Genomic DNA, 22,491 nt, shown 5'->3' with positions numbered 1-22,491 from the left:
GGAGGGTTCCCGTGTCGCGATTTCCTTCGGACGTGAGGTACAGCATGCAGCACCTGTGGGTCCGGCTCGGTGACGGGCGGGAGCTGCGGGTCGGCGGCACCGACTACTGGGCCGAGACCGCGGGGACGGTGATCCACGTCAGCCTGCCCACGGTCGGCGCGGCGCTGCGTGCCGGCGACGAGTGCGGCGAGCTGGTGGGGCCGAACTCGAGTGAGACCGTGGTCGCCCCGGTCACCGGCATCGTCACCGCCGTCAACGAGGCCCTGGGCAGCCAGCCCGAGCTGGTTCGGGCCGACCCGTACGGCGCCGGCTGGCTGTTCGACGTCGAACTGGCGCCCACCGAACTGGTCGGTGAACTGCCGCTGATGGACGCCGAGGGCTACGAGAATTTCGTGGGTGAATGAGCCCCGGGCCCTGATTCGGCAAGGGCTCGCGGCGGGTGGTTCCCACGCGGTGGCCGACACCTCCCTAGAATGGACGAACTCCACCATGATGTGGCTGGCGCCGGAGGCGCCGCCAGAATGACGAGGAAGAGAAACGATGGTCGACTGCCCAGCGTGTGGCCACGCGAACGCCGCGGGGAGCAACTTCTGTGCCCAGTGCGGGACGAAACTGACCAGCACCAGTGACACCACACGCACCATCCCCATCATCACCGAGGACACCCGCCCGGCCGGCGAGCAGTCGACCGAGGTGTTGGCCGCCATCCGAGACCTGCCGGCCAGCAACGCGCTGCTGCTGGTCGAACGGGGGCCCGACACCGGCGCGCGGTACCTGCTCGACACCGACGAGGCAACCGCCGGTCGCCACCCCAAGTCCGACATCTTCCTGGACGACATCACCGTGTCGCGGCACCACTGCCGCTTCGTCCGCAGCCAGGAGGGATTCTCCCTGGAGGACTTGGGCTCGTTGAACGGCACCTACGTCAACCGTGTTCTGGTGGACCAGCCGGCCCCCCTGAACCAGGGCGATGAGGTGCAGATCGGCAAGTACCGCATGGTCTTCTGCGTGAGCGAGTCAGGGATGGCTTGATGGCTTCGCCGATGCGCAGCATCGGGCAGGTCCTCAGCATCCTCAAGCCCGAGTTCCCCGACATTTCGATCTCGAAGATTCGATTCCTCGAGAGCGAAGGCTTGTTGTCGCCGGAGCGCGCCCCCTCGGGCTATCGCAAGTACGCGCAGGTCGACATCGACCGGCTCGCCTACATCCTGCGGGTCCAGCGTGACCACTACCTCCCGTTGAAAGTCATCAAGGACCACCTCGACGTGATGGACGCCGGGGGAGAGCCGCCCAGCCTCGACGCGCCCCCCACCCAGCCGACCCCGGTGGACACCTCCGCCTCGGCCGAGCACCGCCCGGAACCCGCCCGCCGGGACCGGGAGCCCCCGCGTCCGGTGCGGATGTCTCGCCGGGAACTGATCTCGGCCAGCGGGGTCTCCGAAGCCACGCTGCTCGACCTCGAAAGGCTGCAGATCGTCGGCCCCAAGCGGGGCACCAGCTACTACGGCCGTGAGGCCCTCACCATCTGCGTCGTGGCCACCAAGCTGGCGCCCTACGGCATGGACACCCGACACCTGCGGGCCATCAAGCAGGCCGCCGAGCGGGAGGCCGGGCTGGTGGAGCAGGCGATCGCCCCGTTCGTGCGGCGCCGCACCCACGCCAGTGAGGCCGCCAGTGAGGTGACCCGATTGGTGCTGCACGCCCACGCCGCGATGATGCACACCATGCTCGAGCCCTGAGGACGAGTATCGTGGTGGCCATGCCGAAGCTGGATGTGATCGGGGTCGTGATGGACTGGGCGGGACAGGTTCCCACCCTGCTGCTGCGTGAGCAGGATGGCGCGCGCCAACTCAGCATCTGGGTCGGGCATGCCGAGGCCAGGGCCATCCTCACGGCGATGGAGGGCCAGGTTCCCCCGCGGCCGCTGACCCACGACCTGATGGCCAGCATGCTCACCGAACTCGGCCACACCCAGCTCGAGGGGCGCATCACCGACGTGCGGGACGGGGTGTTCAATGCCGAGCTGGTGGTCGACGGCCACGTGCTCACCGCCCGCCCCTCCGACCTCGCCGCGCTGTCGCTGCGCTCGGGGCTGACCCTGACCTGCACCGACCAGGTGCTCGAACAAGCCGGCATCACCGATGAGGAAGCCGTCCCGGAGGATGATGTGGAGAAGTTCCGCGAATTCCTCGACAACGTCAACGCCGACGACTTCGAGGCCTGAGCCCGAACTCGAACCCTCAAGAGGCGGTTCACCCCATGGATGCCACGAAACCCCTAGTCAACCGGCACTCGTCCGAACTCGGACGGGGTCGGCCAGTGGTTGGCGGCGTGTCCGCCGGGGTCCGGGGGTCGGCGGCAACTAGGTTTTCAGGTGTTGGCACGGCACCACGAAGGAACCCACAATGAGCACCAGCGCTGGATCCCCGCGATCTGAGGCCACCGACAAGGTGGACCTGCAGGGCACCCTGTTCGACGGCGACTTCGCACCCCTGCCCGAGGACCTCGGCTTCCGTGGGCCGGTGGCCTGCGGTGCGGCCGGCATCACCTACCGCCAGCTCGACTACTGGGCCCGCACCGACCTGGTCGTCCCCAGCGTGCGTTCCGCCGAAGGCTCGGGTTCGCAGCGGCTGTACTCGTTCCGCGACATCCTGATGCTGAAGGTGATCAAGAAGCTGCTCGACGCCGGCATCTCGCTGCAGCAGATCCGACTCGCGGTCGACCACCTGCGCCAGCGCGGGGTGCAGGACCTCACCCAGGTCACCCTGATGAGCGATGGCGTCTCGGTCTACGAGTGCACCTCCAACAACGAGATCATCGACCTGCTCAACGGTGGCCAGGGCATGTTCGCGATCGCCCTCGGCGGCGTTTGGCGTGACCTCGAGGGTTCACTGGCTGAGCTCCCGACCGAGCGCGCAGAGGCCACGCCCGTTATCGTGTCCGATGACGAAGTGAGTCGTCGCCGCCGCAAGAAGCTGGCCTGACCGATCGGGCCCGAGCCGACAGGAGAGTGCCCGTGAAGCAGAGGTTGGACGCGATTCTGGCCCACCCCACCATCGCCCACCTGCTGCGGGCCAACCTGCGTTTCGGCAACCGCCTGGGTAACCAGTTCGGGGCCGCCATCACCTACTTCTCGGTGTTGGCGCTGGTGCCGATCCTGATGTTCGCCTTCTCGATGCTGGGCATGACCCTGACGGTCCTGCGCCCGGACTGGATGACCGCCGTCAGTGACCTGCTCACCGAACGGCTCAGCAGTGAGACCGGCACCCAGCTCAGCGACCTGATCGTCGACTACCTGCGCAACTGGCGCGCCGTCGGCATCGTCGGCCTGGTGTCGCTGGCATACGCCGGGTCCGGCTGGATCGGCAACCTGCGCAATGCCATCAACGCCCAGTGGCGCCCCGAGTTCGAGTACGTGGAGTCCAAGCGCAACATCGTGGTCACCACGCTGGCGAATCTGGCCACCCTGCTCCTGCTGCTGGTCGGGGTGCTGGTCACCTTCGGCATGTCGATCGGTGGCACCGCGCTGACCGACTGGGTGGCCGGGCTGCTGAACATCCGGCACTGGCCCGGTGGCAACCTGCTACTGCGCTCGGCCAGCACCCTGTTGACCCTGGTCGCCGCGTGGCTGCTGTTCATGCTGATTTTCACGCTGCTGCCCAATGACCATCGTCCGAGCAAGGTGAAGATGGTCGGCTCGGTGATCGGCGCGGTCGCCTTCACCGCCCTGCAGATCGGCGCCAGTGCCCTGATCGGGGTCTTCTCGAACAACCGGGCAGCTGCGCTGTTCGGGCCGGTGATCATCCTGATGCTGTTCATGAACCTGTTCGCCAGGATCATCCTGTTCATCGGCTGCTGGATCGCCACCGACAAGCAGCCGGCCGTGGCCTTCCACTACAACGCCGCCGACGAGCCGCTGCGCCAGCGTGACGACACCATTGCCGCCGACGACCACTGGGCGCAGGCCGACCAGGAACGCGCCGAACTGCGGGCCGATTCCGAGGTGAAGCTGTCACGCGATGAGATCCCCAGCGTGCTCACCACCGCCCGCCCGCACCAGCACCTGCCCTACCGGCCCAAGCTGGTCACCCTGGACGACTACCCGCAGCCGAACCCCGACCGGATGGTCTCCGAACCGGTCGCCGCACGCTCGGTGAAGGTCGGCATGCGCGCCGGGTGGGTCGCCGGGACGGCCACCGGGCTCGGTGCCGGGGCGCTGCTGGTCGCGCTGACGTCCGCGGCCAAGAAGCTGTTCGGACGCAAGAAGGACCAGTAACCCAACCTCAGAGCCGGAACAGCTCCGCGCCGGAGTTGATCACGTCCTGGCGCCACCGGCTCAACAACTCCTGCACACCCTCGAGTGCGCTGAGCTGTCCTGAGGCGATCTGCTGCTCCAGGCCGGCGCGCACCGCCTGGACGGATTCGCTGCGGTGCAGGCTGGAACGGACCTCCTCCTCAGCCATCGCCCACAGCCAGTCGACCTGCTGCTGGGCGCGGCGGGTGGCCAGGCCACCCGATGCCTCGAGGTCGGCGCGGTGGTCGAGGACGGCCTTCCACAGCTCGTCCAGGCCCATCCCGGTGTAGGCGCTGCAGGGCAGCACCTGGGGAATGCGGTGCTCCTCGGCCGAAGAGATCAGTTTCATGGCAATCCGCATCTCGCGGGCGGCCACCCGCGCGTCCCCTTCGCGGTCGCCGTCGGCCTTGTTGACGCCGATCACGTCGACCATTTCGAGAATGCCGCGCTTGATGCCCTGCAACTGGTCACCGGACCTGGCCAGGGCCAGCATCAGGAAGGTGTCGACCATGCCCGAGACCGCGACCTCCGACTGGCCGACGCCGACGGTCTCGACGATGATCACGTCGAAGCCGGCGCCCTCCAGGATGAGCATCGACTCGCGGGTGGCACGCGCCACACCGCCGAGGTGGTTGCCGCTGGGAGAGGGGCGGATGTAGGCGTTCTCGCGGCTGGCGAGTTCACCCATCCGGGTCCGGTCGCCCAGGATCGAGCCACCGGTGCGGGAACTGGACGGGTCAACCGCCAGCACCCCCACCTTGTGGCCGGCGTCGACCAGCCGGGTGCCCAGGGCATCGATGAAGGTGGACTTGCCGGCCCCGGGAACCCCGGAAATGCCGACCCGGACGGTGTCGGTGCCGGTGTGGGTGGCCAGTTCCCGCAGCAGTTCCCGGCTGCGATCACGGTGGGCGGGCAGCTTGGACTCGACCAGGGTGATGGCTCGGGCGATGTGTGGGCGGGATCCCTCCAGGATCCCGCCCACCAACGCATCGAGGGCGTACGGGTCAGGCACGGGCCTCGTCCAGTCGCACCCGCAGCCGCTTCAGCAGGGATGCTGCCGCGTTCGGGATGACGGTGCCGGGCGGGTAGATGTCGTCGGCACCGTTCTCACGGAGTTCCTCGAAGTCCTGCTCGGGGATGACGCCACCGACGACGATCATGATGTCGGGACGACCCAGCTTGTCCAGCTCCGCGCGCAGCGCCGGCACCAGCGTCAGGTGCCCCGCTGCCAGGGAGGAGACACCCACGATGTGGACGTCGGCCTCGATGGCCTGACGGGCTGCCTCCTCAGGGGTCTGGAACAGGGGGCCGACGTCGACGTCCATGCCGAGGTCGGCATAGGCGGTCGCGATCACCTTCTGGCCACGGTCGTGACCGTCCTGGCCCATCTTGGCGACCATGATGCGCGGACGACGTCCCTCGGTCTTCTCGAACTCCTCGACCAGCTCACGTGCCTCGGCCACGGCGGGGGTGTCCCCGGATTCCTTGCTGTACACACCAGAGATGGTACGGATTTGTGCCTGGTAGCGCCCGAACTCCTTCTCCAGCGCGTCAGAAATCTCACCGATGCTCGCCCGCGCGCGGGCTGCATCGATCGACAGCTTCAGCAGGTTGCGCTCCGGATCGGTCGGGTCCGGGTTGGCGGCAGCCCAGGTCAGCTTCTCCAGGGCGGCCTCGACAGCCTGCGAATCACGCTCGGCGCGCAGCTTCTCGAGCTTGGCGATCTGGCTGCGGCGCACCTCGGCGTTGTCAATCTTGAGGACCTCCAGCGGGGCCTCGTGGTCGAGCTGGTACTTGTTCACCCCGATCACCGGCTGGCGGCCGGAGTCGATGCGGGCCTGGGTGCGGGCCGCGGCCTCCTCGATGCGCATCTTGGGGATGCCTGCCTCGATGGCCTTGGCCATGCCACCGGCCTGCTCGACCTCCTGGATGCGTTCCCATGCCTTGGCAGCCAGGTCGTAGGTGAGCTTCTCGACGTAGGCCGACCCACCCCAGGGGTCGATCACCCGCGTGGTGCCCGACTCCTGCTGCAGGAACAGCTGGGTGTTGCGGGCGATCCGGGCCGAGAAGTCGGTCGGCAGCGCGATCGCCTCGTCCAGCGCGTTCGTGTGCAGCGACTGGGTGTGGCCCTGGGTCGAGGCCATGGCCTCGATACCGGTCCGGGTGACGTTGTTGTAGACGTCCTGTGCGGTCAGCGACCAGCCCGAGGTCTGCGAGTGCGTGCGCAGGCTCATCGACTTCGGGTTGGTGGCGCCGGCTTCACGGGTCAACCGGGCCCACAGCAGGCGCCCGGCGCGCATCTTGGCGACCTCCATGAAGAAGTTCATGCCGATGGCCCAGAAGAACGACAACCGGGGGGCGAACTTGTCGATCGGCAGGCCCACCGACTCACCGGCACGCAGGTACTCGATGCCGTCGGCCAGCGTGTAGGCCAGCTCCAGGTCGAGCGAGGCGCCGGCCTCCTGCATGTGGTAGCCGGAGATGGAGATCGAGTTGAACTTCGGCATGTTCGCGCTGGTGAACGCGAAGATGTCGGAGATGATCCGCATCGACGGTGTCGGCGGGTAGATGTAGGTGTTGCGAACCATGAACTCCTTGAGGATGTCGTTCTGGATCGTCCCGGCCAGCTGGTCGGGCTTGACACCCTGTTCCTCAGCGGCCACCACATACATCGCCAGCACCGGCAGCACGGCGCCGTTCATGGTCATCGACACCGACATCTGGTCCAGCGGGATGCCGTCGAACAGCTGGCGCATGTCCAGGATCGAGTCGACGGCCACACCGGCCATGCCCACGTCACCGGTCACCCGTGGGTGGTCGGAGTCGTAGCCGCGGTGGGTGGCCAGGTCGAAGGCGACCGACAGGCCCTTCTGGCCGGCCGCGAGGTTGCGGCGGTAGAAGGCGTTCGACTCCTCGGCGGTGGAGAAGCCCGCGTACTGGCGGATCGTCCACGGCCGGGAGGTGTACATGGTGGCGTAGGGTCCACGCAGGAACGGGGGCAGGCCCGGACGGGTGTCCAGGAAATCCAGCCCGGCGTAGTCGGACTCGTCGTACTGGTTCTTGACCGGGATCAGTTCCGCGGTCTCCCACACCTCGGCGCCGGCGGACAGGCCGGCAAAGGTCTCGGCGGCGTCGGCGGGTGGGGCCCCCGCGCCCAGTTCGATGTCACTGAAATTGGGGATGCTCATGCTGATGCCTCCACGGTGTCGAGGATCTCGTTCAGGTGGGTGACGACGTCCATGCCGGCGAAGATGGTCCCGTCGACCAGCCCGGTGTGGTCCTGGTCGCCCAGTTCCTTGGTGGAGCCGGCCAGGTAGACCTTCACCGCCCCGGCGTCCTTGAGGGCCTTGGCGACCGGCAGCGCGTGTTCGACGTAGACGCCCTTCGAGCTGCACAGCACGGCGACCTTGGCGCCGGAGGCCCTGAACTCACTGGCGAAGGTGGCCGGGTCGGTGCCTTCGGTGGTGGGAATGCCGAAGCCGGCGATCAGTTCGACGTTCTCGGCGAACCCCAGCCGGCCCGCGAAGTCGCGGCGGGTGCCCGGGGCGGCCAGGAAGACCGACGGGTTCCCGGCGGCGGCCGAGCGGTCCCGCAGGGCTTCGAAGATCACCGCGTCACGGCGCAGCGGGAACTGCTCGCGGGTGTGCGAGGCCTCCGGACGAGGACGCGCCTCGATGGGCTTCTCGTCGCGCATGGGGAACATGCTCACGCCGGTCAGCGGCTGCGTCCGGTTCGCCAGGCGGGTGTTGCGTTCGGTGGTGGTGGCCTCGATGGCCGCTGCCACCGCACCGCCGGAGAACGCCTGGCCGAAGCCACCGTCCGCCTCGATCTGCTGCACGCGCGCCCATGCCTTCTGGGCGATCTGGTCGGTGAGCGACTCGACGTACCAGGAGCCACCGGCCGGGTCGTTGACGCGGGCGATGTTCGACTCCTCGGACAGCACCACCTGGACGTTGCGGGCCACGCGACGGCTGAAGTCGCCGGGCAGGCCCACGACCGTGTCGAACGGCAGGGTGGTGACGATGTTCGAGCCACCGACAGCCGCCGAGAAGGTGGCGATGGTGGTGCGCAGGATGTTGACGTAGGGGTCGTCGCGGGTGAACATCCGCGGTGAGGTGACCGAGTGCACGAGGGCGCCGCGCTTGTCGGCAGCCACCCCGCTGACCTCACCGACCCGGGCCCACAGGCGACGCAGCGCCCGCAGCCGGGCGATGGTCAGGAACTGGTCGGTGGTGGCCGGCAGCCGGAAGGCGATCTGGCCGAAGGCATCGGCGGCGCTGATGCCGGCGGCTTCGAGGGCCCGCAGGTACTCGATGCCGGTGGCGATGGCGAAGGCGGTCTCGTCGACCTCCGCAGCCCCCGCCTCGTGGTAGGGCAACACGTCGACGGTCAGCGAGCGGGCGACGGGGAACTCCGCCAGCGCCCGGGAGGCCCACTCCGACAGCGGGGCCAGGTCGACGGGCTGGTCGGTCAGCGCGGCCAGCGCGAACGGGTCGATGCCCAGGTTGCCGACCAGCTTGTCCAGCGGACGACCGCTGTTCTTCCACACGTCGTAGAGTGCCTGGGCGGCGGCGGCCTGGTCGGTGTGGCTGACCACGGAGACCGGAGCCAGGTCGAGGATGATTTCGCTCAGTTCATCGGCCAGGGCGCTGGCCGGGATGGCGTCAGGGTCGAGCCGCAGCCACAGCGAGGTGGCGCCGTGCTCGATGTCGGCCATGATCTGCTTCTTGGTGAACGCCAGGTCGGGGTCCTCGTGGTACTGCCGGATGTCCCAGCCGACCGGGTCCCCGTCCTTGACGACCGAGCCGCGGGTGAAGGGGTCCACCCCCGCCGCGCCCAGGTGCTCCGGAGCGTTCTCGCGGGTGTACAGGGGCTCGATCTCCAGACCATCAACGGTGGTCGTGCGCAGCCGGGCCAGGGCCTGCTCCGCAGTGAGCTGCTTGCCCTCGGGCCGCCCTCGGTTGAGGACCTTCTGGACTTCGGCCTGCCACTGCTCATCGGTGGGAACTTCGAAGTCCCCGGCCAGGAGCAGGGAGTCCGCCGCATCGGAGTTCATCGGCGACACCTCTCTGAGTAGCATTCCACCGCCGACCCGCGGCCGGTCGATGCGGGACCCAATCCTGGGCCCCTTCTGGACATTGACAAACCTAGTCCACCATGTCTTCCACGATTACGGCGGGGGGTCGTTCCAACTAGTCAAGGTGATGTGCTTGTACGCCCCCATCCGGGCTCCGGGGGCCCGCGAAATGAGGGTCGGTAAGCTGGACGGGACCGCACGAGCGACGTCGCGGCCGATGGTGAGGAATGGTTCATGGACAGTGTCGATCTTGGTCTCCTGGTGATGAGCGTCATGCTGCTGGCCCTCGCCGGCGGTGTCCACGCCCTGAGCCGGCTGTTCAGCAGGGACCAGATCTTCGATGGTGTGGTGCCCGGGCAGGTGCCAGGTCCCGGCCAGGAACCCCACATCAAGCGGGTCTCACCGGGGCGCGAATACTCCGGTGAGGTGGCCGTGCAGTTCCAGCCGCCGCGCGGGCTCACCCCCGGCCTGGTCGGCACCGTGGTGGACAGCAAGGCCGACATGCACGACGTCACCGCCACCATCGTCGACCTGGCCGTGCGTGACTACGTGAAGATCGCCTCGGTGGACGAGGAGGAGCTGCCCGCGGCCCCGCGTGGCCGCCGCCAGAGCGCCCGTCGCGACCAGGCGAAGGACTGGGTGATCACCAAGCTGCCCCGCGGCTCCCGCCGCGGTGACGTGCCCCTGCACCCGTTCGAGCAGCGCCTGCTGCGCGAACTGTTCCGTGACGGCGACACCGTGCGGATGTCGCAGCTCGGTGCCCGCTTCGCCGACACCATGCGCGGTGCCCAGGCCGACCTGTACGAGGCGGTCCAGGCCATGGGCTGGTACAAGAAGCACCCCCAGGCGAGCTCGGGCGGCTGCCTGGGCACGCTGCTGATGGGCGCCAGCGCCCTGCTCGCGCTGCTGTGGGTCTTCGCCGGCGGCTTCTCGGTGATTTCCATCCTGTCGGCGGTCGTGGTGCTGGGCGCCGGGTGGCTGTTCAACCGCTCCGTGAAGCGTCGTGTGCCGCGCACGGCGGTGGGCACCGCTGCCTACATCCAGACCCTCGGGTTCAAGAAGTACCTGGCCACCGCCGAGGCCGACCAGATCAAGTTCGAGGAAGCCGCCGAAATCTTCAGCCGCTACCTGCCCTATGCGATCGTCTTCGGTGTGGCCGACCACTGGGCCAAGGTCTTCGGTGAAGTAGCCGCCAAGGCCCGGCTCGAGGGCTACGACGTGCCGATGGCGCTGGACTGGTTCGACGGCCTCTACATGGGCATGGTCGTCGCCGACCTGCTCGACGGAGTCGGCGGCACCATGGGCATGCTCGAAATGGTGGGGGACCTGGACGTGCTCGACGCCCTCGGCGGAGCCGTGGAGGGATTCTCCGGGCTCGCCGAGGGCGTCGGGGACTTCATCAGTGGGATTGACTTCGACTTCTGATCTGTCTGCGGGGGAAGACCCCCTGCACCCCCACGGGTCGTGAGTACGGGGCAGGTCTTGCTCCCGTGGCCACCCCCGCAGACAACTCAGTGCTGGACGTCGACCTTCTGGGGCACGTCCTGGCCGATGGCGGCCAGGGTCTGCAGGTACCAGTCGGTGGTCAGGTCGAAGGCCTTGCCGCCGGCGATCCGGTCGAAGGCAATGTTGGTGAGCACGTTGCCGTTCTCCTCGTCCTCACCGATGACCCCGGCGCGACCGTCCAGGGCACACTCGACGGCCAGATCGGTGCACTGCTTGATCAGGTCGAGGTCGGCCTGGTTCGCGGCAGCAGAGCGGCTGAAGTAGCCCGACTTCTGCACCATGACCTTCTCGGCGCCCAGCAGGCCCGCGAACTGGTCGGCGAACCACTTGCCCGGGTTGATCTTGTCGAGCTTCACGTGGCCGAAGGGGTCACGCGGCACCTCTTCACCGGCCTTCTCCATCTCGGCGATGATCGACTCGAGGCCGGCACCCTCGGACAGGAAGATGGTGACGTTGCCGACCTCGTCCATCACGGTGCGCAGGCGCTTGGCCTCAGCCTCCAGGTCGATGTGGCCCTCGGGCACGTAGACCGCATGCACGTCCCAGGCCTGCTTCGACAGGCCGATCTCGGGCAGCCACTGCTGGGCCTCGACCCATTCGCGGTACTTGGCGGCGGTGGCGGCGGTCAGCCAGCCACAGTTGCGTCCCATGACCTCATGGATGATCAGCATCCGCGACCCCGAGTTGTGCTCGCCGACGATGTTCTGGGCGAAGATCGAGCCCTGCTCGGCCGCCGTCCAGGCACCCAGCGACTGGCGGATCGGGATGACGTCGTTGTCGATGGTCTTGGGCAGGCCGACCACGGTCAGGCCGTAGTCGTTCTCGGCCAGGTAGGCAGCCAGGTCGGCGGCGGTGGTGTTGGTGTCGTCACCACCGATGGTGTGCAGCACGTCAACCCCGTCGGCGACCAGGCGATCGGCGGCCACCTTCAGCGGGTCGTCGCCCTCCTGCACCAGCCCACGCTTGACCAGGTCGGCGGCATTGGTCAGCTTCACCCGCGAGTTGCCGATGGGGGAGCCACCGTAGAGGTGCAGCAGCCCCGCGTTGCGGCGGACCTCGTCGGTGACCGTGTAGTAGTCACCCTGCAGGAGGCCCTGGTAGCCGTGCTTGTAGGCGATGATCTCGGTGTCGGGGGACAGCTCGGTGTAGCGCTGGATCAAACCGCCAACAGCGGACGACAGGCACGGGGCGAAGCCGCCCGCAGTGAGAAGGGCAACCTTGGAGACCATGGCGCAACCTTTCTGGGTCGAAGAGGTTCAGTGTTCGCGCCCCAGCCTAGGGCACCGGCGAATCCTGCCCCTGTGGACAACCCCGAAATCGCCCCGCGGTGGGCAAGACTGGGACCATGCCCCGCCAGTCATTCCCCTCACGTCGCCGTTCGGAACGCGGCGCCAGTGTCACCGCCCTGTTCGCCACCGTCATGGTGGTGCTGCTGGTCGCCGTGGGCCTCGTGGTCGACGGCGGTGCCCAGTCTGCGGCGCGTTCCCGTGCCGAGACCGTGGCTGCCGAAGCCGCCCGCGCGGCCGTCTCGGCGCATGCCAGCGACTCGATCCAGGGTGGTCCCGCTGCCGGCGGTGCCCGGGCAGCGGCGCAGCGGGTGCTCGATGCCCGCGGCATGCCCGGAACGATCACGATCACCGGTGGCCGCGTCACCGTCGAGACCTCGACGAGCACACCGACGACCTTCCTGTCGCTGCTCGGGATCAACTCCTTGACCGCCCGCGGCAGCGCCACCGCCCAACTGGTCGACTCCTAGGAATAGAGTCGGTCCATGGCACGCTACCTCGACGTCCACCCGGACAACCCCCAGCCCCGCGCCCTGCAGCAGTGCGTCACCGTGCTCAAAGACGGTGGGCTGGTCGCCTATCCCACCGACTCGGGTTACGCGCTGGGTTGCGTGCTGAACAACAAGGACGGGCTGGAACGCATCCGCAGCATCCGCCAGCTCGACCAGCACCACCACTTCACCCTGATGATCAGCGAGTTCTCGCAGGTGGGCCAATGGGTCGACATGGACAACTGGGTGTTCCGGGCGCTGAAGGCCAACACGCCGGGGCACTACACCTTCATCGTGAAGGCCTCGCGTGAGGTGCCCCGATTGATGCAGCACGACAAGAAGAAGTCGATCGGGCTGCGCCTGCCGACCCACACCACCACCTTGGCGCTGCTGGACGCATTGGGGGAGCCGTTGGTCTCCTCGACGCTGATCCTGCCGGGGGAGACCGAGCCGATGACCGACGGCTGGGCGGTGAAGGAGACCCTCGACCACCAGGTCGATGTCGTGCTCGACTCCGGTGACTGCGGCACGGTGGCCACCACCGTGGTCGACCTCACCGGCGACGAGGCGGACATCAAGCGCCTCGGTGGTGGCGACCCGGAGCCGTTTGCCGAGTAGTACCCCCTAGCATGTTCGGCATGCCGAATCCTCTGCTTGGCCCCAGCAGCCTGCCCTACCAGTTGCCCGATTTCGCCCACTTGGGCGTCGACGATTACCGCGAAGCGATCCAGGAGGGAATGCGTCGCAACCTGGCCAACGTGCAGCAGATCGCCGACAATCCCGAGGAACCGAGTTTCGACAACACCATCGGGGCACTGGAGTCGGCCGACGAGGACCTCTCACGCGCCCTGTCTGCGTTCTATGTCGTCGTGCCTGCCCACGGCACCGAGGAGATCCGGGCGCTGGCCACCGAACTGGCCCCCAAGCTCGCCGCCCACAGCGACGCCATCTGGATGAACCAGCAATTGTTCGGCCGGATCGCCGCGGTCGCCAACGGTGACCAGACCGGGCTCGCCCCCGACGCGCAGCACCTGGCCCGGCGCTACATCACCTCGGCCCGGCTCGCCGGTGCTGAACTGGACGATGAGTCGCGCGAACAACTCGCCGCGATCAACGCGGAACTCGCGACCCGTCGCACCCAGTTCCAGGAGCGGCTGCTCAACGACACCAATGACCTGGCGGTGCACTTCAGCACCGCCGAGGAACTCGACGGGCTTACCACCGAACAGCTCGACCTGTGCGCCGATGCCGCCCGCGACAAGGGCCTGGATGGCTACTTGGTCGCCCTGGTCAACACCACCATGCACCCGTGGTTGGCGAGCCTGACCAATCGCGCCAGCAGACGACGCATCTACGAGGCCACCGCCCAGCGCGGCAGCCGGGGCAACGAGTTCGACACCACCGCACTGGTTGTCGAGATGGTGGAACTGCGGGCCAGGCGCGCGGCCCTGCTCGGCTACCCGAGCCACACCGCGGTGCGCACCGCCGACCAGACCGTCGGCAACCCCGAGACCATCCGCGAGCGGATCTACCCGTTGGCGCCGGCGGCCCTGGCCAACATGTACCGCGAGGCCGAGGCGCTGCAGGAACTGATCAACGCCCGCCAGCACGCCGCCGGGGAGCCAACCTTCGAACTCGCCCCCTGGGACTGGTCGTTCTACACCGAACTGCTGCAGCAGGAGCGGTTCGGGCTGGACTCGGCCGACCTGGTGCCCTACTTCGAACTGCGCCGGGTGCTGGAGGACGGTGTCTTCCACGCCGCGACCAAGCTGTACGGCATCACCTTCACCCGACGCACCGACCTGGTCGGCTACCACCCCGACGTGATGGTCTTCGAGCTGCACAACGAGGACGGCTCCGAGCTGGGGCTGCTGCTCTACGACCCCTTCGCCCGCGACACGAAGCAGGGCGGGGCATGGATGAACTCACCGGTCCAGCAGTCGGGACTGCGCGGCACCCTGCCGGTGGTCTGCCAAAACCTGAACCTGCCCAAGCCCCGCCAGGGTGCCCCAGTGCTGTTGAGTGTCGACCACGTCAACACCGCCTTCCACGAGTTCGGCCACGCGCTGCACGGGCTGTTCTCGCAGGTGCACTGGCCCACACAGTCGGGCACGGCGGTGCCGCGGGACTTCGTGGAGTACCCCAGCCAGGTCAACGAGATGTGGATGACCTGGCCCGAGGTGCTGTTGAACTATGCCCGGCACCACGAGACCGGTGAGCCGCTGCCGGCCGACCTGGTCGACAAGTGGTCAGCGCTGGGCTGCTTCAACGAGGGCTTCAAGACCACCGAGTACCTGGGTGCGGCCCTGCTCGACCAGGAACTGCACAGCCTGTCACCTGAGGAGTCGGTGGGCGACCTGGACACCTTCACGGCGGCCGCGCTCGAGCGGGTCGGCCTGGCAAACCCCTATGTCGCCCCGCGGTACCGCCCGGCCTACTTCGCCCACGCCTTCGGCAACAGCTACGACGGCGCTTACTACTCCTACATCTGGTCCGAGATCCTGGACGCCGACACGGTCAACTGGTTCACGGAGAACGGCGGCCTGTCGCGGGGGGCGGGGGAGACGTTCCGCCGCGAGCTGCTGTCGCGGGGCGACTCACGCCCGCCGATGGACTCCTTCGAGGCCGTGGTGGGCCGGGGCCCCGACATCACGCCACTGCTGCGACGCCGGGGACTCGTCCAGGACTGACCGGGTCAGGAGTGGTAGGTGTCGGTCGGGGCCGGGTAGTCGTGGTAGTCGACCGGCAGGTCGAGCCCGAATTTCTCGGCCAGGCCGAGGATCTTCTTGGCCCGGGCCAGGCGGGGCAGGTCGGAGCCGTTGCGGATGGTGCCGCCCTCGTTCTGGAACTCGGTGAGGAAGTCCAGCGCCCAGGACATGTCACCCAGTGAGGGGGACAGGATCTCGTTGACGGTGGGGCACTGCTCGGGCATCAGGCAGATCTTGCCGGTCATCCCGAACTGGCTGGTGACACCGGCCGCATCGGCCAGCGCCACGCCGACCGCACCCACGGCGGGGCCGTCGATGGGGCCGGGCAGCCCGGCCGAGCGGGAGGCGATCGTGAACTGGCTGCGGGTGTAGGCCAGCACGGTGGGGGAGTCGTCGAAGCCGGTGTCGCGACGGTAGTCGCCCAGCCCGAAGGCCAGCCGGTAGAGACCCTTGGTGCGGGCGATGCTGGTCAGGTTCTCGACGCCGCGGGCGGTTTCGACCAGCGCGACGATCTTCACCCCGGGCAGCAGGGCAGCGGTGCGTTCGATGTGCTCGTGCGACTCGACCATCGCCAGCATGACGCCCTCGAGGCCCTCCTGCTTGCCGAGTTCACGGCAGTCCTCGGCCCACCAGGGGGTGCCGAAGCCGTTGATCCGGGCCCATCCCTTGTTTCCGGCAGCGAGCCACTCCACCACGTTGGTGCGGGCCTGGGCCTTGTTGTCGGGGGCCACCGCATCTTCGATGTCGAGGAGCATCACGTCGGCGGCGCTGGTGGCCGACTTCTCGAAGCGATCGGGCTGGAAAGCATTGACCAGCAGCCACGAACGTGCCAGATCGGGACCGACTACAACCTTGGGAGACAACTGTGTTTCCTTTCGGGGGATGAACCCGGCCAATCTAGCGCCGAACCACTGTCGGCACGAAACCGGCTTCCGGGCTGGACCGAGCGGTGAGATTGCTCACCTACCATGGGAGACATGACGCCACTGCTCGCCGGCCTGCTCGCCTTCGTCCTCGCCCTGATCGGTGTGGTCGGCATCATCGTGCCCGTGCTGCCCGGCTCGATCACCATCCTGGCGGGGCTGCTGGTGTGGGGGATCTGGGGCGGTTCGACCCAGGCGGTGGTCTTCGCCATCATCGGCGGGGCGCTGGTGCTGGCCGGGATGACTGCCAGCGCAGTGCTCACCAAACGCAACCTCGACAAGAAGCAGATCCCGCAATGGCCGGTCATCGTCGCCCTGATCGGCGGGGTGGTCGGCAGCTTCGTGCTGCCCGGCTTCGGCCTGCTGGTCGGGTTCGTGGTCACCCTGCTGGTCTGTGAACTGGTCCGCGTCCGCGACCTGAAGCAGGGCCTGTCGACATCGTGGACGGCGCTCAAATCGGTCGGCCTGGGCATGCTCATCGAGCTGGCCCTGGCCCTGCTCGCGGTCACCGGTCTGGGCATCTCGGTGTTCATGACCCTCATCTGAACACCCACCACTCACCACCCACCACCAAACCAGGGGGAGCCAGCCATGTGCCGCAACATTCGTCCGCTGTTCAACTTCGAGCCCGAGGTCACCCACGAGGAGGTCCACGCAGCCGCACTCCAGTACGTGCGCAAGGTCTCCGGCTTCACCAAACCGTCACAGGCCAACCAGGAGGCCTTCGACCGCGCCGTGGACGAGATCGCCCACATCACCGAACACCTGCTGGCCGACCTGACCACCGCGGCGCCCGCCAAGGACCGTGAGGTCGAGGCCGCCAAGGCGCGGGCGCGGGCCGAGAAGTCGGGCCGCTATGCCAAGCTCGGGTAGCTACGCCAGCACCGTGTAGCGGGCGATGATCGTGGCCACCACCAGGGCAACGATCGCGCCGACCTCGACCCACATCATCGTCGAGCTGGTCTCACGCTTGACGCCGCGCATGTAGGCCCAGGTCACCCCGATGCCGATGATCAGGCCACCGATGTGCGCCTGCCACCCGATGCCGGGCACCAGGAACGACATGACCAGGTTCAGTCCCAGGATCGGCAGCAGGCTGCCGGCCTGGATGACCTTGTACAACTGCAGCACCAGCAGCGACCCGAACAGGCCGAAGATGGCCCCGGACGCGCCACCGGCGATGGTCTCCTGGTAGGGGTTCGCCAGGGGTTGGGCGAAGACCAGGAACAGTGCGCTGCCGCCCAGCGCTGAGGCCAGGTAGAGCACCAGGAACTTCACCCGGCCGAACACCTGTTCCAGCGGCCGGCCCAGGAAGTACAGCGCCACCATGTTCAACACCAGGTGCAGGATGCCGAAGTGGACGAAGGCCGAGGTGATCAGCCGCCAGGGCTCGACCTTGGCCAGGCTGTAGCTGAGCACCACCGCTTCGAAGAACCCCGGGACCACCGCCATGGCGAGGTAGAACACGATGTTGATCGCCAGCAGCGTCCACATCACCGGGTAGGTCGGCTTCTTGCGCTCGATGTAGTACACCTGCTGGGTCGGTGCCCCCGGCTGCCCGGGCGGTGGAGGTTGGGTCATCTGCTGGTTTCCTCAGGGTTGGCTGCCGCCCGGCGGGCGGCGGGACTGAAGAGCATGCGGCGCTCGTCGGTCAGGTTGCGGCGGGCAGGCTGCTCCCAGTGGAGGCGCCCGTGGTCGGTGTGGAACAACTGGGCCCGGTTGAGCAGCATCCCGGTCTGGGCGATGCGCAGTGCATCCCATTCGGGCTGCGACAGCTGCGGGCGTTCGGTGCGCAACGCGGCCACGCCGGCCCGGTAATCGCGCGGTTCGGCGGCGATCAACACCAGGTCGGCATCGCAGAGGCGCTGCCCGGCCGCATCGTCGGCGGCGGGGTCATGGTTGATGGTGAGCAGGACGAGCCTGGCGACCTGGGTGACGGTCTCGTCCGGCAGCAGACCGGCCAGCAGTTCCCGGGCGAGGGCCGCCGAACTCTGCTCGTCCCACGGCGGGTCGTTGTGGTGGACGGCGTCGTGGAACCACCAGGCGACCACCTCGAGCGGGCCGGCCCCGAGTGTGCTCAGCGCCGCCAGGCCGGAGCGCAGGTGGCTGACGCCGTGGTAGTCACGATGGGGTTCGTGCCAGCGTTGCCAAAGGTCACGGCCCACCGCCAGGAGCCGGTCGTCACCTTGGTCAGCGCCCAGTCCCACCAGGGCTTCAGCGAAGCCTGCGGGCTTCATCGGGTCAGTCCCGTCAGCCACAGGGCCAGCGCCCCGGCCCCGGCGGCCAGCAGCACACTGATGAAGGTGCCGATGATGAAGCGTTCGGCCACGTCGGCGTCCTTGGCGCGCAGTTCGGGGTAGCGGGCAAGGCCCTTCACGGCCATGATGATGGCCAGGCCGGGCAGGAAGTGCGCAACGACGCAGACGTAGGTGGCCAGTCGCTCCAGAGCGCCGATCCAGGCACCGCCCTTCAGCTTCTGTGCGGCCTGGTCCTGGGTGGTGTCGTCGCTGGCGAAGCGCAGCAGGCGCTCGGTCACCCGTACGCCGAACAGCACCACGATCGCGCCGAGGGCGACGGAGATGCCGCTGTCCACCGCGAAGTGCGTCCACCTGTTCATGGCGCCTGCAGGATGTCGTCGAAAACCTGCCGCAGCAGCTCGCGGCCCTGCTCGGCGGGTTGCCAACCGGCCGTGCGCAGGCGCTGCGAGACCGCTGAGGGTGAGATACCCATCGCCTCGGCGGCGGCTCGTCCGGTGCCGTGCTCGCGCAGTTGGTCGACCACGTCCCACCCCTCTCGCGTCCGGCGACTCCACACATGGTGCAGCAGGCCGGCGATGGTGCCGGCACTGGCAACCCGGTTCCCAGCGTAGTCGGCGGCACCGACATCGTCGGGAGCCCGCATGGCCAGGTTCGAGGGGGACGAGTGCGCAGCCTCGACGGCTTCCCGCGCTGCCACGAAGGCGGGCCCACGGGCCTGCCGCACCGAGGGTGGCAGGGGTGTTTCGACCGGGCCGAAACCGATGCCGACCCGCCAGTCGTCGCTGCGGGCGGTGACCTCCAGGATGTCGGTGAGCGTGGCCGACGTCCGGGTCAGCACCTGGACCTCGTCGCCGACCGTCCGTTCCGCGGGCAGGGCGACCGCCAGGTCAGCCAGCGACTCGAGCAGGGACGGCACCAGGTCGGGGGAGTGCCGACTGCGGCGCTGGTCGATGTTCACCACCGCCCACCACCCTTCATCCCCACAAGTGAAGGATTCAGGCTTCATGCCTTGATTTTAAGGGGTGAGCCTGAACATCTCAAGGTGGGCTACTCGAGGCCCTCGTCACGCTGGGCACGCAGGAAGGCCTCGGCTTCAGCGGCGATGTCATCACCGGTCGGCAGGTCCTCGTGACTGGCGGTCAGCGGGGGAGTGGCTGCCACCTGCTCGGTGAAGGAGTCGAACTGCTCCTCGAGCGCGTGCACCAGCCCGCTCGCCTCTTCGGAGTTCTCGACCTCGTTGGCGATCGCAGCCCGGGTGATGCCGGCGCGGATGGCCAGGTCAGTGGTCGCGATGGTGTGACCGGTGGCCTGGCTGAAGGCGTTGATCAGCGCGATGGCGGCATCGGGGAACTCGCTCTGGGCGAGGTAGTGCGGCACGTGGGCGGTCAGCCCGATCACATCGACCCCCGCCTCACCGAGGCGGAACTCCAGCAGACTCGGGAACGCGCCACCGGTGGCCATCCGGGAGAACAGCGGCTGGTTGCCGGGGATCAGGTCGGGCTTGCTGGCGTGCTTGGTCAGGGTCACCGGGCGGGTGTGCGGCACGGGCATCGGAATGGCCCCGACGATCACCACCCGCTCAACGCTGGTCTGGCCGATCACCCAGTGGATGGAACGGATCAGCTTCTCCCAGCGCAGGTCGGGCTCGACACCCCGCAGCAGCAGGAATGGCACCGACGACTCGTCGACCATGTGGTGTAGTTCCATCGAGGGCTGCTGGTACTCGACGAACTTGTCGGCATCGAAGATCAGCACCGGGCGCTGGCCGCGGTAGTCGATCAACTCGTCCACGTCGAAGGAGCCCAGCTTGTGGTGGGCGAACACATCGAGCAGGTGACGGTCAATCAGCTGCTGTGCCTGGCCGGCATCAACGAAGGACGTCAGCGTCACCAGCAGAGTGCGGGCACGCACGGCGCGCAGGTCCACATGGTCCTCGGTGTGGAACAGGGCTTCGGGATCGATCATCATGCACCTCCTGCGGGCAATCGGGTCCTTCAGGGCGAACAGCAGTGTGCCCCGGAAAATTCCCAACGGACTCGCGGAGCACCTTGTCACTGGCCATTCTAGTCAGTCCGGTCAGCCCAGCAGCGCCGTGGCGACCAGTGCGGCGATGACCAGCACCACCATGATGACCAGCATCGCGGTGACCAGCCCGGCCCCGGCCCGTCGGTGGGGCTCGGGCCCGAGCCGACCGGGCGCTCCCGGGAACCCGGGGGCCGAGTAGAACAGCGCCACCGCGCCACCGGGTGGCACCTCGACGGTGGTCTCGGCTTCCCCCGCGGTCGACATCCACGGCGACCACACCCGCACCCTGTGCCGCCCGGCAGGGACGTCGAAGCCGTTGGTGCCGTAGATGGTCTCGTGCTCGGTGGTGTCAATGCTCACCCGCGGCGGCACCAGGTTGCTGGTGAGCCGGGTGCCCTCGATGGTGAGGAGGATCTCCCCGGTGAGTGGGGCATCGGGGGAACCTTGGTGCTGCATCGACATGGCGTCGAGTCTAGGGCCCCTCAGCGCCAGTGCTCGGGCCCGCTCGACCCGGCCCGGTACTCGTCCAGTGGGACCAGGTCGTCGTGCCAGGCGTCCAGGACCGGGCCCAGGATGCGCCAGCACTGCTCGGCCAGGTCCCCGCGGACGCTGAGCAGCGGGTCACCCTCCAGGATCAGGTCCAGGATTTCCCCGTAGGGGCGCACGGGCGACTCACCGAGCTCGCTGTGCAGCACGGTGTCCTCGAGGTCCCACCGGTCACCGGAGGCGTTCGTGGTGATCTGCACCGCCAGGGTCTCCGGTGCGATGCCGATCGCCAGCACGTTCGGGTTGGGGGTGTTGTGGAAACCGCCGACGGGATGCGCGATCGGGCGGTAGGCAATGATGATGCCCCGGAACCCGTCACCGAGTGCCTTGCCCGACCGCAACCGGAACGGCACCCCGGTCCAGCGGGCATTGCGCACCTCCAGGGTGACCTCGGCCAGGGTCTCGGTCCTGCGGTCGGGGTCCACCCCCGGTTCGTCCACGTAGGAGGGGATCTCCCGCTCACCGACGGTGCCGGCGACATAACGCGCCCGGCGCGACGACGCGACCGGGTCCTCGCCCCACAGGTGGGTGGCGCGCAAGGTGTGGGCCATCAGGTCACGCAGTTCGACCTGGTCGATGGCGGCCGGTTCCTCCATCGCCACCAGCGCCATCACCAGAAGCAGGTGGCTCTGCAGCATGTCTTTCAGCGCCCCGGCGCCGTCGTAGTAGCCGGCGCGTCCTTCCAGGGCCAGGGACTCGTCGGCGATGATTTCGACCCGCTCGATGTTGCCGGCATTCCAGGTCGGCTCGAACAGCCGGTTGGCGAAGCGCAACCCGATCAGGTTCAGCACGGTGGCCTTGCCGAGGTAGTGGTCGACCCGGAAGACCCGTTCCTCGGGCACCAGGCTGGTCAGCAGTCGGTTGAACTGTTCGGCCGATTCCAGGTCAGACCCGAAGGGCTTCTCGATGGCCAGCCGCAGGTCGTCGGGCAGGTCCAGCCCGGCGAGCGCCTCGCAGGCGCGTTGGCTGATGGCCGGGGGCAGGGCGAAGTACAGCACGATCGGTCGTCCGGGTTCGGTGAGGTCGGCCAGCAGTTGCTGCAGGGCGGCCTGGTCGGTGGCGTCCAGTTGCCGGTAGGTGGTCGCCGCCACCACGGCCTCGAGCCGGTCGCGGTGGCACTCACCCTCGGTGAGCCCCTTGCGGACGAGGTCGCGCCACTCCTGCTGGGTCATCTCGTCGGCAGCGGCCCCCACCAGGCGGATGTCGTGGTGCTGGCGTTCCTCCAGCAGGGTGCCCAGACCGGGCAACAGGAGGCGATGGGTCAGGTCTCCCGAGGCCCCCAGGATGACCAGGGTGGAGGTGGTACGACTCACGGTGTCCGGTGCCATGGAAACCCTTTCGACGGCGGCGTGACCACCCTATGCCCGGCGGGCTACA

At 68.1% G+C, this 22,491-nt stretch carries 24 protein-coding genes; 12 read left to right on the top strand and 12 right to left on the bottom strand.

The genetic code is table 11. The features are described 5' to 3' along the window. Nucleotides 1–32: 32 nt before the first annotated feature. The 6 genes from ACQE3C_RS01365 to ACQE3C_RS01340 all read left to right on the top strand — a co-directional run bounded on the left by ACQE3C_RS01365 (nucleotide 33) and on the right by ACQE3C_RS01340 (nucleotide 4,276). A complete protein-coding gene (locus ACQE3C_RS01365; protein ID WP_434537402.1) occupies nucleotides 33–404 on the top strand; it encodes a glycine cleavage system protein H in 372 nt (123 codons plus the stop codon). A 136-nt stretch (nucleotides 405–540) separates the two neighbouring features. Beyond that, nucleotides 541–1,032: an FHA domain-containing protein gene (locus ACQE3C_RS01360; protein WP_434537401.1), complete on the top strand. Its 492-nt coding sequence runs from the start codon at nucleotides 541–543 to the stop codon at nucleotides 1,030–1,032. Then, a complete protein-coding gene (ftsR, locus tag ACQE3C_RS01355) occupies nucleotides 1,032–1,739 on the top strand; it encodes a transcriptional regulator FtsR (protein WP_434537400.1) in 708 nt (235 codons plus the stop codon). The genes ACQE3C_RS01360 and ftsR overlap by 1 nt, the downstream gene beginning before the upstream one ends. A gap of 20 nt (nucleotides 1,740–1,759) precedes the next feature. Then, nucleotides 1,760–2,224: a bifunctional nuclease family protein gene (locus ACQE3C_RS01350; RefSeq protein WP_434537399.1), complete on the top strand. Its 465-nt coding sequence runs from the start codon at nucleotides 1,760–1,762 to the stop codon at nucleotides 2,222–2,224. A 181-nt stretch (nucleotides 2,225–2,405) separates the two neighbouring features. Next, on the top strand, nucleotides 2,406–2,984 hold the full coding sequence (locus tag ACQE3C_RS01345) for a MerR family transcriptional regulator (protein WP_434537398.1): 579 nt from the start codon (nucleotides 2,406–2,408) through the stop codon (nucleotides 2,982–2,984). A 32-nt stretch (nucleotides 2,985–3,016) separates the two neighbouring features. Then, nucleotides 3,017–4,276 (top strand): YihY/virulence factor BrkB family protein, encoded by a 1,260-nt coding sequence (locus ACQE3C_RS01340; RefSeq protein ID WP_434537397.1) that lies wholly within the window; start codon nucleotides 3,017–3,019, stop codon nucleotides 4,274–4,276. 7 nt (nucleotides 4,277–4,283) lie between these two features. On the opposite strand, the gene meaB is transcribed toward ACQE3C_RS01340, so the two are convergent. From meaB to mutA, 3 genes are read right to left on the bottom strand one after another with little or no spacing between them, the layout of a single operon-like run. Then, complete coding sequence (gene meaB / locus ACQE3C_RS01335; protein WP_434537396.1) at nucleotides 4,284–5,306, bottom strand: methylmalonyl Co-A mutase-associated GTPase MeaB; 1,023 nt, start codon at nucleotides 5,304–5,306, stop codon at nucleotides 4,284–4,286. Next, a complete protein-coding gene (scpA, locus tag ACQE3C_RS01330) occupies nucleotides 5,299–7,482 on the bottom strand; it encodes a methylmalonyl-CoA mutase (RefSeq protein ID WP_434537395.1) in 2,184 nt (727 codons plus the stop codon). The genes meaB and scpA overlap by 8 nt, the downstream gene beginning before the upstream one ends. Next, complete coding sequence (gene mutA, locus ACQE3C_RS01325) at nucleotides 7,479–9,374, bottom strand: methylmalonyl-CoA mutase small subunit (protein WP_434537394.1); 1,896 nt, start codon at nucleotides 9,372–9,374, stop codon at nucleotides 7,479–7,481. The genes scpA and mutA overlap by 4 nt, the downstream gene beginning before the upstream one ends. A 231-nt stretch (nucleotides 9,375–9,605) precedes the next feature. On the opposite strand from mutA, the gene ACQE3C_RS01320 reads away from it, so the two are divergent. Beyond that, the gene (locus tag ACQE3C_RS01320) at nucleotides 9,606–10,796 is read left to right on the top strand and encodes a DUF2207 domain-containing protein (RefSeq protein ID WP_434537393.1); all 1,191 of its coding nucleotides are present in this window, start codon (nucleotides 9,606–9,608) and stop codon (nucleotides 10,794–10,796) included. An 86-nt stretch (nucleotides 10,797–10,882) separates the two neighbouring features. Here ACQE3C_RS01320 and ACQE3C_RS01315 read toward each other — a convergent pair whose 3' ends face one another. Further along, nucleotides 10,883–12,106 (bottom strand): pyrophosphate--fructose-6-phosphate 1-phosphotransferase, encoded by a 1,224-nt coding sequence (locus tag ACQE3C_RS01315; protein ID WP_434537392.1) that lies wholly within the window; start codon nucleotides 12,104–12,106, stop codon nucleotides 10,883–10,885. Nucleotides 12,107–12,222: 116 nt separating this feature from the next. On the opposite strand from ACQE3C_RS01315, the gene ACQE3C_RS01310 reads away from it, so the two are divergent. The 3 genes from ACQE3C_RS01310 to ACQE3C_RS01300 are packed head-to-tail and all read left to right on the top strand — an operon-like array spanning nucleotide 12,223 to nucleotide 15,344. Beyond that, the gene (locus ACQE3C_RS01310; RefSeq protein ID WP_434537391.1) at nucleotides 12,223–12,633 is read left to right on the top strand and encodes a pilus assembly protein TadG-related protein; all 411 of its coding nucleotides are present in this window, start codon (nucleotides 12,223–12,225) and stop codon (nucleotides 12,631–12,633) included. Nucleotides 12,634–12,648: 15 nt separating this feature from the next. Continuing rightward, the gene (locus ACQE3C_RS01305; protein WP_434537390.1) at nucleotides 12,649–13,272 is read left to right on the top strand and encodes an L-threonylcarbamoyladenylate synthase; all 624 of its coding nucleotides are present in this window, start codon (nucleotides 12,649–12,651) and stop codon (nucleotides 13,270–13,272) included. Between the two features lie 20 nt (nucleotides 13,273–13,292). Then, nucleotides 13,293–15,344 carry a M3 family metallopeptidase gene (locus tag ACQE3C_RS01300; RefSeq protein ID WP_434537389.1) on the top strand — a complete coding sequence of 684 codons (2,052 nt, stop codon included), beginning with the start codon at nucleotides 13,293–13,295 and terminating at the stop codon, nucleotides 15,342–15,344. A gap of 5 nt (nucleotides 15,345–15,349) precedes the next feature. Here the strand turns inward: ACQE3C_RS01300 and ACQE3C_RS01295 are convergent, their stop codons facing one another. Further along, the gene (locus ACQE3C_RS01295) at nucleotides 15,350–16,225 is read right to left on the bottom strand and encodes an HpcH/HpaI aldolase/citrate lyase family protein (protein ID WP_434537388.1); all 876 of its coding nucleotides are present in this window, start codon (nucleotides 16,223–16,225) and stop codon (nucleotides 15,350–15,352) included. 114 nt (nucleotides 16,226–16,339) lie between these two features. Between ACQE3C_RS01295 and ACQE3C_RS01290 the strand changes: the two genes are divergently transcribed. Together ACQE3C_RS01290 and ACQE3C_RS01285 are read left to right on the top strand one after the other, a co-directional pair. Continuing rightward, the gene (locus tag ACQE3C_RS01290; RefSeq protein WP_434537387.1) at nucleotides 16,340–16,831 is read left to right on the top strand and encodes a DUF456 domain-containing protein; all 492 of its coding nucleotides are present in this window, start codon (nucleotides 16,340–16,342) and stop codon (nucleotides 16,829–16,831) included. Between the two features lie 45 nt (nucleotides 16,832–16,876). Further along, nucleotides 16,877–17,158, top strand: a complete 282-nt coding sequence (locus tag ACQE3C_RS01285) for a DUF2277 domain-containing protein (RefSeq protein WP_434537386.1) — start codon at nucleotides 16,877–16,879, stop codon at nucleotides 17,156–17,158. Here ACQE3C_RS01285 and ACQE3C_RS01280 read toward each other — a convergent pair whose 3' ends face one another. The 7 genes from ACQE3C_RS01280 to ACQE3C_RS01250 all read right to left on the bottom strand — a co-directional run bounded on the left by ACQE3C_RS01280 (nucleotide 17,159) and on the right by ACQE3C_RS01250 (nucleotide 22,427). After that, nucleotides 17,159–17,866 (bottom strand): rhomboid family intramembrane serine protease, encoded by a 708-nt coding sequence (locus ACQE3C_RS01280; RefSeq protein WP_434537385.1) that lies wholly within the window; start codon nucleotides 17,864–17,866, stop codon nucleotides 17,159–17,161. Next, a complete protein-coding gene (locus tag ACQE3C_RS01275) occupies nucleotides 17,863–18,522 on the bottom strand; it encodes an HD domain-containing protein (RefSeq protein ID WP_434537384.1) in 660 nt (219 codons plus the stop codon). Before ACQE3C_RS01275 ends, ACQE3C_RS01280 begins: the two co-directional genes overlap by 4 nt. Beyond that, nucleotides 18,519–18,902, bottom strand: coding sequence for a hypothetical protein (locus ACQE3C_RS01270; protein ID WP_434537383.1), 384 nt, complete (start codon nucleotides 18,900–18,902; stop codon nucleotides 18,519–18,521). The genes ACQE3C_RS01275 and ACQE3C_RS01270 overlap by 4 nt, the downstream gene beginning before the upstream one ends. Continuing rightward, nucleotides 18,899–19,549, bottom strand: a complete 651-nt coding sequence (locus ACQE3C_RS01265) for a SatD family protein (protein WP_434537382.1) — start codon at nucleotides 19,547–19,549, stop codon at nucleotides 18,899–18,901. Before ACQE3C_RS01265 ends, ACQE3C_RS01270 begins: the two co-directional genes overlap by 4 nt. Nucleotides 19,550–19,590: 41 nt before the next feature. Continuing rightward, nucleotides 19,591–20,511, bottom strand: a complete 921-nt coding sequence (locus ACQE3C_RS01260; protein ID WP_434537381.1) for a PAC2 family protein — start codon at nucleotides 20,509–20,511, stop codon at nucleotides 19,591–19,593. Nucleotides 20,512–20,619: 108 nt separating this feature from the next. Then, nucleotides 20,620–21,030 carry a hypothetical protein gene (locus tag ACQE3C_RS01255; RefSeq protein WP_434537380.1) on the bottom strand — a complete coding sequence of 137 codons (411 nt, stop codon included), beginning with the start codon at nucleotides 21,028–21,030 and terminating at the stop codon, nucleotides 20,620–20,622. A gap of 20 nt (nucleotides 21,031–21,050) precedes the next feature. After that, nucleotides 21,051–22,427, bottom strand: a complete 1,377-nt coding sequence (locus tag ACQE3C_RS01250; RefSeq protein WP_434537379.1) for a glucose-6-phosphate dehydrogenase — start codon at nucleotides 22,425–22,427, stop codon at nucleotides 21,051–21,053. Nucleotides 22,428–22,491 lie beyond the last annotated feature (64 nt).

The sequence above is a fragment of the Aestuariimicrobium sp. Y1814 genome, assembly GCF_050113895.1.
Lineage (GTDB): Bacteria > Actinomycetota > Actinomycetes > Propionibacteriales > Propionibacteriaceae > Aestuariimicrobium.
The sequence above is the reverse complement of the archived record's forward strand: the minus strand, read 5'-3'. Positions and strand labels throughout refer to the sequence as shown.